Genomic DNA, 12,782 nt, shown 5'->3' with positions numbered 1-12,782 from the left:
CCTTAATAAGGCTTTTTCTTGAGTAATGCCGTTGTGAAGTACGGTAGTTTTGCATCTGGTGAATATTCGCTTAGCCTTTTAGTAACTTGACCTTCCATCGTGGCATTAGTAACAACCGTAGTACTAGTTAAAAGACGCCGTTCCTTCAAAATGCGGTAAACCTTTCCCAAACCGGTTGCTATTTTCATAATCACCACATTGTCATGATCATCAATAATCCGAGCTAACCGTTCTTCGCTTGTTGTTGCCGGAACAATTGCTAATGATTCTTCGTCTAACATCAACGGTACTGACATGTTGGCCGCAATTTGAGTGTAGGAAGCAATCCCCGCAATGGTTTCCACCTCCACTTGAACAGCCACCATTTCAGCAATATAACTGTAGGTACTGTAAACGGACGTATCACCAAGGGTTAAAAAGCCTACTTCTTTACCGGCTTTAACATCGGCAATAATTTCGTTGGCAATCGCCTGCCAAGCCTTCGCTTTAACTTCCCAATCCTTAACCATTGGAAAATGCCGTCGCTTAATCTCTAAATTTTCACTTAGGTAAGGAGCAGCAATTTTCTCGGCCACACTTGGACCTCCCTTATGTGCTTGGGGAGCGTACAGAATGTCCAGTTTTTTGATGGCATTAACAGCCTTAACCGTTAGTAGTTCACTATCGCCCGGGCCAACACCAATTCCCCAAAACTTTGCCATTATTCTTCCTCCATTACTACTTTGAGTTTATCCACAAATACCTCTTGAATCGCGGTATACTCACCTAATCCTTTAAAACGGGCTTCAACTTGATAACCTAGCTTTTCCAATTGGGCTCGCCAAGAATCCGGACCTTGGGCCATGTCATTATGAGCATGGTTCCCAGCAACTAACATTAGTGGCTGAAGAATTATCTTCGTTGCCCCCGTAGCTTTAAGATCTGCTACTTCACGATCTAAATTAGGATAACTTTCAACCGCTGCGACAAAACTTCTACTTCCTGCTAACATGTGGTCCAAACAAGCATAACTAGTAAAACAACTATGACTACTACCATGCCCCATCCAGACTCGAGCCTCATCTGGTGCTAACATGGCTTCTTGTTGCTTTAGAAATTTAACTACCTTTTTAAAATCGTTATAGTCGGCCAATAACGGTTGCGTTAACTTGAGAATGTCAAAATCATCCCGATACTTTTTTACTAATTTAACTAGTAACTGATATTCCCATCCTGGAAGTAAGTGTAATGATTGAATGTATACTTCATGGTAACCAGCAGCCAGGAGCTTTTTTAAAGCTTCTTCTGGCGAATCAACTACTAGTTGTTCGTTTACTAACACACGTTGCCGGACAATCCGAGAAGTAAATACTTGTACAACCTTTGCTTTTGGATAAGTCGCTTGGATTTTTTCAACGGTTGCTTCAATCGTCTTCGAACGCGTCTCCGGATACGTTGTCCCAAAACTAACCGCCAAAATCGCCTGCTTACTCATTTGTTAAAACCTCCCGCACCTTAGCAATTGTTTGGATTGTCTTAGTCGGACATTCAATTACTTGTTCAAACCCAGCTAGCTTGGCAGCCTCCGCAACGGTCGCTCCCATTGCAAAAACGATTAATTTTGGCATTTCCTCTTGCTGTTGCTCACTCAATACTGATTGAAAATCACTTACACTCGCCGTACTTGGGAAAATAATCCCATCGAAATCTGCTAAAGTTTGTTGGAACCATGTAGCTCCCATTTTGGCATCAAAAAGCGGAACAAAATCACTATTTGTAAACAGTTGCTTATCAATTCCAAGCTCTAAAAGTTTCCCATCATATTCTGAAGCAACTGATGGAATAATCCCCAAGGCTTTAATATGCGTAGCAATCATTTGGTTTGGCACCAAAATCGTCAAGCCGACTAGCTTCCGTAGATCCTGCCCAGTTTGAGTTAATTGCCACGTAAAGGTCCGAAAGGCACTAATACTATCAAAGGCAATTGCTTGATAGTCAGTTAACTTTGGAATTTCAATTCCAGTCGGGCTAAGCTGAGCACGAGGGTAAAAGTCCGCCGTTGCTCCTTGGTCCTGGAGAGCGTGAAAAAGTCGTTTGGTTTTTGAAATTGGTACTAATAGATGGCGTCCCATTAGTGGTAAGCTTGGCTTTAACTCTCGTTGAAGCTTTACAACATCCCCTACAACAATCAACGCCGGTGCCCCAAGTTGGTTTTCTCGAACTAATTGGCTAATATTACCTAAAGTTCCGACAACTTGCTTTTGGCGCCATTGGGTTGCCCATTGAATAATTGCCACTGGAGTCTGAACATCTTTACCATGACTAACTAACTCCGCACAAATCTCATCGAGAGCTGCCATCCCCATCAAAAAGACTAATGTTCCTTCTTGATGGGCAACGTTTTCCCAATCAATCTGGCGACCGTCTTTTTGGTGATGGCCCGTAATAACGTGAAAACTAGAAGCGAAATCCCGGTGGGTAATTGGAATTCCGGCAGCTGCTAATCCTGCAATCGCACTGGTAATTCCAGGAATAACTTCAAACGGTACTCCAGCTTTTCTTAATATTTGGGCTTCTTCACCACCTCGACCGAAAACATATGGATCACCAGCCTTTAGGCGGACAACTTGTTTCCCCGCTTGTGCATACCCAACTAAGAGTTCATTAATTTTACTTTGTCTAACTTTATGAAATTTAGGTAACTTACCGACATCAACTAACTCAGCCGTTGCGTTTACCAAGGCTAATATCGAGGGATTTACTAATCGATCAAAGAAAACCACATCCGCTTCTTTTAGCCGTCTTTGGCCTAAGACTGTAAGTAATTCGGGATTTCCTGGTCCTGCCCCAAGTAATGACACCTTACCTGTCATGGTTTACCTCCAAGGTTTGTTTTAATTCTGAGACATCCTTAACCACTGCCGGATAGTCCATTGCTGGTCGCCGGATAATCACACACGGAATGTCGAGAGCTTGACAAGCAGTAATTTTTTCTTGAATTCCTCCTTGCCGCCCGCTTTCCTTGGTAACAACGGCTTGAGCTTGCGCATGCTTAAACATTTCAATATTCAATTCTTTACTAAATGGCCCTTGAATCGCGTCAATCTGGGAGGCAATAAAGCCAGCTTTAGTTAACTTTTCCAAAACTCGTGTAGTTGGTAGTACCCGAACGTGTAAACGCTCAACGCCTAATGCAGTTGCGTAATCGGGGGCTGTCTTACTACCTGTCGAAAGATAGATCGTACCTTCAATTGATTTTAAATAAGTGATTGCCTCATTCATGGAAGTAACCGGAACTAAATTCTTGACATTTTCAAACAAAGAAGGGCGTTCAAAACGTAAGTACTTGATCCCCAGTTGAGCAGCACAATTCATTGCTTCTTGGGAAATTACCCGGGCAAATGGGTGCGTGGCATCTAAAATCAAGCTAACTTGATTAGTCTGGCAAAATTCCGCAAGGCTTTCTGGTGTAAATACGGTTTTAATGACTTGGTCCGCATGTTGTTGAGCTAGCTCTGCTCCGTAATCACTAATAACGGAAACCATAAATTTGAGTTTTACTTGACTTAAATAATCTGCCACTTCTAAGCTTTCACTTGTCCCACCTAACAGAAGAATCATAGTTGGTAACCCCGTGGTGTAATCATCCGACCGTTATCAACATAAGTTTCCTTGTTCCCAACAATAACAATTGAGGTCATGTTAACTTCGGTTTCATCCAAGTCCTTAATCGTGGTAATTTCATCAATTTCTTTTGGCCGAGCAACATCTTTACCAATCCCGACAACCGTGTCTTCTGACTTGTATTGAGAGATAATGTCCAAGGCCTTCCGTAAGTGGTGCGGACGACCCTTACTCCGTGGATTGTAAAGACAAATTACAAAGTCGGCTTGTGCTGCTGCGTGAAGTCGCTTTTCAATAACTTCCCATGGCGTCATTAAGTCACTAAGGCTGATATGACAGAAATCATTCATTAAAGGTGCTCCTAAGTGGGCAGCAGCAGCAATACTTGCCGTTACACCAGGAATGACCTTGATATCAATTTGTGCATCTTGCTTAGCTACTAAGTCCATGATCAAACCGGCCATACCATAGACCCCGGCATCCCCGCTTGAGATAATTGCAACGTCTTTTCCAGTTTTGGCGATTTCAATTGCACGCTTACACCGTTCAATTTCACCCCGCATCCCAGTAACAACAATTTCTTTACCTTCGATCATGTCTTCAACTAGTCGCATGTAAGTTGCATATCCAACAATGATGTTAGTCTTTTCAATTACATTGCGAGCTTCTTGCGTCATTAAATCCTTTGAACCTGGTCCTAAACCAACTACGTATAACATATCTGTTCCTCCTATTATTTTGCTAATTCTGCTGGTGATAATTGGCTAACTGCCATTGTTACTTCTTGTTCAACAAACCTTTTACTTGCTGTTTGCCGGCCGCTAGCGACATCAGCTGCTGCACAGGCAACACTGGCAACGCCAACCGTCTTTTTTACAAAAGTCGAACCGGGATAATTCTTGCTAGCCGCTTGTAACGCCGTTGCGGAATAAAACTCAACCGGAATTCCCAAGGTTTGTGCAAGGTACTGGATTGCCCCTTCATGTTGCTTAATATCAATCGAAGCGACCTTCGCAAATGATTGCCATAGTAAGTGTTGTTGCTGACAAAACTTAAAAAAAGCTTCTTGCATCATCTTATTAGGAACGTTTTTCCGACATCCCACACCCAAGACGTTTTGCTGGGGAATTACTGGAATTACTTGCGAAAATTTCGGTAGCGTATCTTGGTCAGAAACTACCACTAACGGAATATCTGTCGGGGCCTGGTTAAGATCGTTAACCAAATTAAACCCACGTAAGTTATCAACTTGCCCTGAGAATTTCGAATCAATGAAAATATTTACTGGTTCATGGGCGGCCAAGCGACCATTAATTAATTTCGTATTTTCCTTAAAATTGGGATACCATGCATGTAACTGCTTAGCTAAAATATCTAACGCTTGGACATTTTCCGTATCTGTAGCCGTAGTAATTACTGGGTCCGCTCCAATCGCTTCGCCAATCAAATGTGCCCATTCATTAGCGCCACCAATATGGCCCGACAGTAAACTAATAACATGATTTGCCTGCTCGTCCATGACAATTACAGCTGGATCAATCCGTTTATCTTTTACCCACGGGGCAATTGAACGAACTACAATTCCCGTTGCCATAATGCAAATTACACAATCATACGTTGTAAATAATTGATGCAAGGTTGGCTGAAACTCTCCTTTACCAAAAGTTATTTCAACCGATTGGGCATATCGCTGAGAAACATAAATTTGCGAATTAATTGCTTTAGCTTGTAAAACCTTTTGTAACTTTCGAGCGGTAGCACTCCCTTGTTTAGTTAGCGCGATAATGGCGAATTTAGTATCCATTACTTACTCTTCTTCCGGTACATCGTACTAAAGGCCGCATCGTAAAGGTGCGAGTAATTGTATTCATCGCCCAAGAAATTACCGACCATGATTAAAGCCGTCCGCGTAATTCCAGCTTCATGTACCTTTTCAGCAATATCAGCTAAGGTTCCCCGAACAACTTTTTCTTCTGGCCACGTAGCCTTGTAAATTACGGCTGCTGGCGTTGAAGTTGGATAACCACCATCTACCAATTGTTTAACCACTTTTTGTATTCCTTGAACTGAAAGGAAAATTACCATCGACGTTTGGTGTTGAGCAAATGATTGGAGGGATTCCTTTTCTGGTACCGGGGTCCGTCCCGCCATCCGCGTAATCACAACACTTTGCGAAACTTCTGGAACCGTGTATTCAACCCCCATTGATGAGGCTGCCCCAAGGAATGAACTAACCCCAGGAATGCATTCATATTCAATTCCCCGTTTAGTCATTTCTTCGATTTGTTCCCGAATGGAACCGTAAATTGAGAAGTCACCAGTTTGAAGCCGCGCTACTGGCTTACCAGCCTTAGTAGCTTCTTCCATCTTGTCAACAATGTTATCCAAGGTCATCTTGGCACTGTCGTAAAGCTCAGCCCCTTCTTTACAGTAATCAAGTAAAGCCTTATTAATTAATGAACCAGCATAAATTACAACATCAGCGGCCGCTAATACTCGATAACCTTTTAAAGTAATTAAATCTTTGTCACCAGGACCGGCTCCAATAAAACTTACAATTGCCATTATTCTTGTTCCTCCTTAATTCCACTTAAAATCATCGTCTTGTTGTTTGGTTTAAAGTAGTGTCCTTTCCCCAAGGCATGCCATTTAGCAACCGCCACTTCCGTCATTTCAACCATCTTAAAGCCGGTTACTTGCATTAAGCGTTCTGCTTCTAGGGCATTTTCTAATAAAATAAAGTTCAGTACTACGGCACCTCCTGGCCGAACGTGGCGCCAAGCATACTCCATAATCGGTTGGAGGTTTGGTCCCGTCCCACCTACAAAAATGGCATCAAACTGCTGATCAGGTAATGCTTCGGGAGCACTCCCTTGAATCAAGTTGACATTTTTTAAACCAAACTTAGCTAAATTCTGATTAATAATGTCAATTCCATCCGGATTTCGCTCAATCGCCGTAACCGCCAAGTTTGACCATTCACGAGCCGCTTGAATTGAAATACTGCCAGTTCCAGCACCAATATCAAGCATTGAACTAGCTCGCCAAAGATTTAGCTTATCAATGCTAATTGCTCGCACAGCTTCTTTAGTCATCGGAACTTTATTCCGTAAAAATTCTTCATCACGCATTTGTTATAATCACCACGTTTAATCCATACTCACGATCTTGAACCTGATCGGCTAAACCATTTGTTAACTTTTCATCTGGATAACTTAAGTTTTCTCCAATGTATAAACGCCGCTTTTGACCACGCTTTAAAATTTCTTGGGCAATTTGATAAGGTCCTAACTCTCTATCTGTTACCATAGCTACTTTTTCATGAGCCAGTAAGAAATCAAAATCTGGTCGCCGTCCATGACTGCTCGTAAAGTAACAGTCATTCATGGACAATCCAAACTGGTGAAAACAATATTGCATGGAGCTAATTCCCGGAACAACTTTAACCTTCCCGGTTGGAAAATTATGAATTGCCCATGTCCCAATTCCATAGAGTAATGGGTCTCCCGATGCAAGAATTACAATGTTTTCATCTAATTTGGTTACTAATTCCGCTTTAAGTGTCGCTAGGCGGGGTAAGGGATAAGCCTTCTCCTTTGGTACCTGCATCGTTGTTAATTGCCGTTTCGAACCGACAACTAACGTCGCCTGTGCTAAATATTGATTGAGCCCTTTTAACTGCAAATCATTACGTCCGGGCCCAATCCCGACAACGGTAATCATTGGCCCCACTCCTTTTGTAGCTCAGCAACCGGTTTTGTTGCTGCCAAGAAACCAGATTCTCGGGAAAAGATTACGGCATCAATTTCAACTCTCGGTTCCCGGTGCGCTAGGAGCTTTTCGGCCCGTAATTTAATCTTATCGACAATTAATTGATAAACAGCTTGATACCCCGCTTCATCAATCTTTTTAATCATTGAAATGGTCGTTAAGGAGCCATAAATTTCCCGCAAGAATTCAGTTGGCACATTCCCTAAGAGAGCTAAGTTTGCCACCATAATTTCGGCCCGGGCATCAGCGTCCTTACTATGGGTCGAGAAGATCCCACCGGAAACCTTGATCATCTTACCGAGGTCGCCAACGATCAAAAGCTTTTTAAAACCAAGGCGTTGGACTTCATGAAGAACATAGCCAACAAAGTTACTCATCTGGACAATCTTTTCTCCAGGAACTTTTAAATTTTCTTTAGCAAAATCTTCGCCATAGTTTCCAGGAACTAGAACCAAGGTGTCATCGCCCCGCTTGCGGTGAATGTTCATTTCAATTGAAATTGAATGCTTCCAACTTTCTTCAGACATTGGAGTAACAACACCACTCGTACCAAGAATCGAAATGCCCCCAACAATTCCGAGCTTCGGATTGTAAGTTAACTTAGCAATCCGCTCCCCTTCTGGAACTGAAATCACAATATCAGCTCCCCGATCATCGCCAAGTTCTTTCCGAGCCGCCTCAGTAATTACTCGCCATGGCGTCGGATTAATTGCCGGCATTCCCGGTTTATTGGCCAAACCTTCTTTAGTAACTCGACCAACTCCTTTTCCACCGTCAAGGGTAATCTTGTTATCCTTACGGAGGGTAACGGTAGCAAAAATTAAAGTTCCGTGGGTGGCGTCTTGGTCGTCGCCACCATCTTTTCGAATCCCACAGGATGCTGACTGCTTATCAAAATCGGTTTGTTCAACATCGAAAATTGCTACTTTCCCGTTGGCTGCCTTAACAGTTACTGTCGATTGCGGTTCCTGATTTAAAACTGTTCGTAAGGCCGCTACCGTTGCTGCGGTAGCAGTTGTTCCAGTGGTAAAGCCTTTCCGAAGTTTACGACCGTTGTAGTAAACAAAGTTTTCATCGGAATTGTTATTTGGTGTAACGGCCATATTCGTCACCTAATTTCTCAATATCCATGTTGTACATCACAGCATTTAGTAGGGCAGCCGCTAAATTACTACCACCCTTCCGACCAAGAGCAACAATCGAAGGGATCTCAGACTGGAATAGGGCTTCCTTACTTTCAGCTGCTTCTACAAAACCAACCGGCACCCCAATCACAGCGGCCGGATCAAGTTGACCTGTCTCATGCATATCGAGAATCTTGTAAAGCGCTGTTGGCGCATTCCCTACCACGAAGACTTTGGGTCGGGAATCTTGGGCTGCAACTTCAATGGCGGCCATCGATCGAGTAATCCCTTTCCCCTTTGCTAAGTCCATAACCCGCGGATCTCGAATTAAGCATTGGTAACTAACTCCTAATTTATCAAGACGCCGCTTATTAATCCCAGAGAGCGCCATCGTAGTATCGGTATAGATACTTCCCTGATTTTCCAGAACATCTTTTAATACCGCTAAAACATTATGCGTAAATTTCAAATTTTGTAGATAATCAAAATCGGCCGTGGTATGGATTGCTCGTTTAATAACTGCCTCTTGGAGGGGACTTTCGAACTCATATCCGGGCGCAATCCGATCAATTTCTTCTTGAATTAATTGAAAACTCTTATCTGTAATTTCGTGGGGAATTGTAATATAATCTCTCATAATTTTTCCTCAAATCTTTTAACCCTTAACGACTAGCCAACGGAGAATACCTAGTATTACGAAACCAATTCCCGTTGCCATATACATCATCTGAATTGTCTGGCTTAAATGTCTTGTAGTTGCAGTTACTTTAAAATCATCCCCGATGTATGGTTTATCAACTAGTTGACCAAAATAATAATGTGGCCCGCCTAGTTGTAAGTGAAGTGCCCCAGCAACAACTGATTCACTAAAAGCACTGTTTGGGCTAAGGTGTTGCTTGCGATCGCGTTCACCAACTTTTAGGGCTTCTCTAACGTCCGTTCGCAATAGCCAACTACTAATTAAAAGCAGTAACCAAGTAATCCGGGCAGGAAGATAGTTCACCACGTCATCAAGCTTGGCAGCCACCATTCCAAAGTCCCGGTATTTTTCGTTACGGTAACCAATCATTGAATCGAGGGTGTTGACCGCCTTATAGGCTAGCCCTAAGACTGGCCCCCCGATCAATAAAAAGATCAAAGGAGCGATTTCGCCATCACTGGTATTTTCAGCAACTGTTTCAACCGTTGCCTTTACAACTGCTTCTGCTGATAATTGATCGGTATCTCGACCAACAATCATTCCAACTTGGTGCCGCGCTATTTCTAGGTTGCCCGAATCAATACTCTTACCAATTTTCTCAGCCTCAATTGCTAGTTGGCGAGCTGATAAGCAAGTGTAAGTTAAATACGTTCCGATGATAAAACCTAGGATTGGACTAATTAAGTTCGCTAACCAAAGTAGTCCGCCACTAACGAGAACCGTTAACCCAACCGTAATTAACCAAGTCAAGCCCCCGGCTAGCTTCCGCTGTCTTGCTGACCATTCCGGTCGATTTAAATGCTTCGTTAGCCAAGTAATTAAATGACCAATTAGTTTGATAGGGTGAGGCCAAGCGTGGGGATCACCCAATATCAAATCTAAAATTAGGGCGATGAAAACCATCATTAATGTTGTCATTGCCGATCAGCCCCTAACTGTGTAAGTAGGAATGGCAAAAGATCTGGTGATTGGTAGAAATGAACATGGAGATAACTAGCAAAGGTCTGTCGTACTTGATAACCACCTGTCCATGTATCGACAACTTGATGATCTCGAACCTTTTGCATCATCATTACTGGCTGTAATTGTTCATCTAACGGCTCAAAAACTGAATGGTGGAACTCATGCCCTCGAAGGATAACTCCCGCTTTACCAAGTAAAGTTGTTGTTTGCGGTTGAGCTAAACAGTAGCCAAACTTTTTTAGACGTTTAGTCATTACGCTTCGGCCATCAAAAACCCCCACCATTTGATAAACTTGATCGTTAAAAACTAACTCTTTGCCAAGATACATTAGGCCCCCGCATTCAGCGTAGATCGGCTTATTAGCTTGAGAAAAAGCTAAAATTGCTGACCGCATCGCCTGGTTAGCAGCAAGCTCCTTGGCAAATTCCTCGGGATACCCCCCACCTAAGTAGAGGGCATCAACGTCCGGTAATTGTTGATCCTTAATCGGACTAAAAGGAATCAATTCAACCCCTAGCCGGTTTAAAAGGTCAATATTATCCGCATAGTAGAAGTTAAAGGCCTTATCCTGGGCAATCCCTAGTCGGAGATGGTACTGTTGGCTAGTAAACAAGGCTAGCTCAGTTTCCATAACTTCAGCCCCAGCCGCAATTAACTGATCTAAGTCAATGTGTTCTTCCACTGCTTGGGCAATCATTTGAATCTTTTCATCAATTGAAGTAATCTCAGCATCCGGAACTAATCCCAGTTGCCGTGATGGCAATGACATTTCCGACTGTTTAGGAATATAGCCAAAGACCTTTAGCGGGGTATACCGTTCAATCGCCCCTTTAACCAATTGATAATGGCTTTCGCCCATGACGTTATTTACAATGACTCCCGCAAACTTAACGTCTGGATCAAAATTTACAAAACCATTCACAATCGCCGCTGCCGAAGTTGAGGTGGCCTTAGCGTTAACTACTAATACAACCGGTAAACCAAGTTGCTTGGCAATACTAGAAGTTGACGCCGCATCCTTATCGGTTCCTAAGCCATCGTAAAGTCCCATTACACCTTCGACAATTCCCAAATCGACATCATTCGTAGACCTGGTAAACAGGTATTTTAAAACAGTTGGGTCCGGAACAAGAAAGTTATCTAAGTTCCGGGTAGGTCGTCCTGTAATTCGGGTATGAAACTTGGTATCAACGTAATCGGGGCCAATCTTATAAGACTGAATCTGATATTTTTTTTGTAACGCAGCAAGTATCCCCAAAGTAGCCGTTGTTTTTCCTGAACCACTCGTTACTCCAGCAATCACAAAACTTTTCATACTAAGTTGGCCTCCTTCAAAACTTGTCCTAAGGCATTAACCAGGATTTGATTATTGGCTTCACTTTTGACGGCAACCCGGTAGTAAGTTTTATCTAACCCTTCGTAATCATCACATTGTCGAATCATAATGCGATGTTTTAATAACCGTTCACGGAGATCTGTCAACGCTACTTGGAAAAGAATAAAATTAGTGTGTGAAGGAAAAACATGCAACGCTGGAAATGCTTTTAGCGCTCGCATTAACTTTGGTTGAGTATCTTCCAACCATTGACGGGTTTGGACTTGAAATTTACTTTGATCAAACATCTGTTGACCAAACACATCTGCTAGGGCGTTAACTGACCAAGGGTTTTGTTGCTGTTGAATTGCGCGGAGTAGGTCTTGATCCTTGGTAACTGCATACCCTAATCGCAAACCCGGGATTGCATAAAACTTGGTAACCGAGTGCACCACCACTATTGGATCAGTTGAATTTAACTGAGTAATGAAGGAGCTAACTTGCGGAATGGTTAAATCAACAAAAGCCTCATCTAAAATTAATTTTCGTTGACTTTGATGGCAATAATCCGCTAAAGCTCGTAAATCAGAATTCGTAATTAATCCCCCACTCGGATTATTAGGGTTGGTTAAACAGAGGACATCGATTTGGGGGTGACGTTCTAAATAATCAATTAACTCCGAGAGCTCAAATTTGAACTCTGTTTGTGGCTTTAAATGGAAATGATATACTGGCACTTTGAGCCGACTAAAATAATGTTCATATTCTCCAAAAGTCGGGGCCAAAACCAGGCCAGCCGTTGGACTAAGCGCCCGAATAACTTCATCTAACATTTGAGCCCCACCATTACTAACTAGGACCTCTTCAGCTGAAAGTTGGTAATGATTCGCAATACTTTGTCTTAAATTGTAGTATTCAGGATCTGGGTATTGTGGAAGAAGATCTAAGGCTGCAACTAAATCAGCTTTTAGCGACATCGGATACCCAAAAGGATTAATGTTAGCGCTAAAATCTAGCAATTGATCAGGTTGAATTGCCAAACGGCGTGCAACGGCATCAACATTTCCACCATGATGAGTTTTCTTCATTACATATTCCCCCAGTGGCTTTGCGTTGTAAGCGGTTTTACTATTTACGATACAAAGTTACCATTTTCACAACACTGGAACAATATCTGACCGATAACCCGTAATTTATGTACACACTTTTACTGTCAAAACAACAAAAAACGCTATCATCCTTAAATCACAATAAATTTATCTTTCATTTTTTCGCTTTATAGTTCAATAAAATGATAATTGTTCA

General features: G+C 42.4%; 14 protein-coding genes. All 14 read right to left on the bottom strand.

All coding sequences use genetic code 11. From position 1 onward, the window contains the following. Positions 1-2: 2 nt before the first annotated feature. The 14 genes from GTO83_RS00610 to cobD are packed head-to-tail and all read right to left on the bottom strand — an operon-like array spanning position 3 to position 12,565. Positions 3-701 carry a cobalt-factor II C(20)-methyltransferase gene (locus GTO83_RS00610; RefSeq protein ID WP_180871256.1) on the bottom strand — a complete coding sequence of 233 codons (699 nt, stop codon included), beginning with the start codon at positions 699-701 and terminating at the stop codon, positions 3-5. After that, positions 701-1,474 (bottom strand): sirohydrochlorin cobaltochelatase, encoded by a 774-nt coding sequence (locus GTO83_RS00605; protein WP_180871255.1) that lies wholly within the window; start codon positions 1,472-1,474, stop codon positions 701-703. Before GTO83_RS00605 ends, GTO83_RS00610 begins: the two co-directional genes overlap by 1 nt. Next, positions 1,467-2,852 (bottom strand): uroporphyrinogen-III C-methyltransferase, encoded by a 1,386-nt coding sequence (gene cobA, locus GTO83_RS00600; RefSeq protein WP_180871254.1) that lies wholly within the window; start codon positions 2,850-2,852, stop codon positions 1,467-1,469. Before cobA ends, GTO83_RS00605 begins: the two co-directional genes overlap by 8 nt. After that, positions 2,842-3,600, bottom strand: a complete 759-nt coding sequence (cobK, locus tag GTO83_RS00595; RefSeq protein WP_180871253.1) for a precorrin-6A reductase — start codon at positions 3,598-3,600, stop codon at positions 2,842-2,844. The genes cobA and cobK overlap by 11 nt, the downstream gene beginning before the upstream one ends. Continuing rightward, positions 3,597-4,322, bottom strand: coding sequence for a precorrin-3B C(17)-methyltransferase (cobJ, locus tag GTO83_RS00590; RefSeq protein WP_180871252.1), 726 nt, complete (start codon positions 4,320-4,322; stop codon positions 3,597-3,599). The genes cobK and cobJ overlap by 4 nt, the downstream gene beginning before the upstream one ends. 14 nt (positions 4,323-4,336) lie before the next feature. Next, a complete protein-coding gene (locus GTO83_RS00585) occupies positions 4,337-5,407 on the bottom strand; it encodes a cobalt-precorrin 5A hydrolase (protein WP_180871251.1) in 1,071 nt (356 codons plus the stop codon). Further along, entirely contained in the window at positions 5,407-6,168 is a 762-nt protein-coding gene (locus tag GTO83_RS00580; protein WP_180871250.1) for a cobalt-precorrin-4 methyltransferase, read from the bottom strand. The genes GTO83_RS00585 and GTO83_RS00580 overlap by 1 nt, the downstream gene beginning before the upstream one ends. Then, positions 6,168-6,734, bottom strand: coding sequence for a decarboxylating cobalt-precorrin-6B (C(15))-methyltransferase (locus GTO83_RS00575; protein ID WP_180871249.1), 567 nt, complete (start codon positions 6,732-6,734; stop codon positions 6,168-6,170). The genes GTO83_RS00580 and GTO83_RS00575 overlap by 1 nt, the downstream gene beginning before the upstream one ends. Continuing rightward, positions 6,727-7,326, bottom strand: coding sequence for a cobalt-precorrin-7 (C(5))-methyltransferase (locus tag GTO83_RS00570; RefSeq protein WP_180871248.1), 600 nt, complete (start codon positions 7,324-7,326; stop codon positions 6,727-6,729). Before GTO83_RS00570 ends, GTO83_RS00575 begins: the two co-directional genes overlap by 8 nt. Beyond that, positions 7,323-8,477, bottom strand: a complete 1,155-nt coding sequence (cbiD, locus tag GTO83_RS00565) for a cobalt-precorrin-5B (C(1))-methyltransferase CbiD (RefSeq protein ID WP_180871247.1) — start codon at positions 8,475-8,477, stop codon at positions 7,323-7,325. Before cbiD ends, GTO83_RS00570 begins: the two co-directional genes overlap by 4 nt. Then, complete coding sequence (locus GTO83_RS00560; protein WP_180871246.1) at positions 8,458-9,135, bottom strand: cobalt-precorrin-8 methylmutase; 678 nt, start codon at positions 9,133-9,135, stop codon at positions 8,458-8,460. Before GTO83_RS00560 ends, cbiD begins: the two co-directional genes overlap by 20 nt. 18 nt (positions 9,136-9,153) lie before the next feature. Continuing rightward, on the bottom strand, positions 9,154-10,116 hold the full coding sequence (cbiB, locus tag GTO83_RS00555; protein ID WP_180871245.1) for an adenosylcobinamide-phosphate synthase CbiB: 963 nt from the start codon (positions 10,114-10,116) through the stop codon (positions 9,154-9,156). Then, positions 10,113-11,477: a cobyrinate a,c-diamide synthase gene (locus GTO83_RS00550; protein ID WP_180871244.1), complete on the bottom strand. Its 1,365-nt coding sequence runs from the start codon at positions 11,475-11,477 to the stop codon at positions 10,113-10,115. Before GTO83_RS00550 ends, cbiB begins: the two co-directional genes overlap by 4 nt. Continuing rightward, positions 11,474-12,565, bottom strand: a complete 1,092-nt coding sequence (gene cobD, locus GTO83_RS00545) for a threonine-phosphate decarboxylase CobD (RefSeq protein WP_180871243.1) — start codon at positions 12,563-12,565, stop codon at positions 11,474-11,476. The genes GTO83_RS00550 and cobD overlap by 4 nt, the downstream gene beginning before the upstream one ends. Positions 12,566-12,782: the final 217 nt, after the last annotated feature.

It is taken from the genome of Lactobacillus sp. 3B(2020) (assembly GCF_013487845.1).
In the GTDB taxonomy this organism is placed as follows: Bacteria; Bacillota; Bacilli; order Lactobacillales; family Lactobacillaceae; genus Limosilactobacillus; species Limosilactobacillus alvi.
The sequence above is the reverse complement of the archived record's forward strand: the minus strand, read 5'-3'. Positions and strand labels throughout refer to the sequence as shown.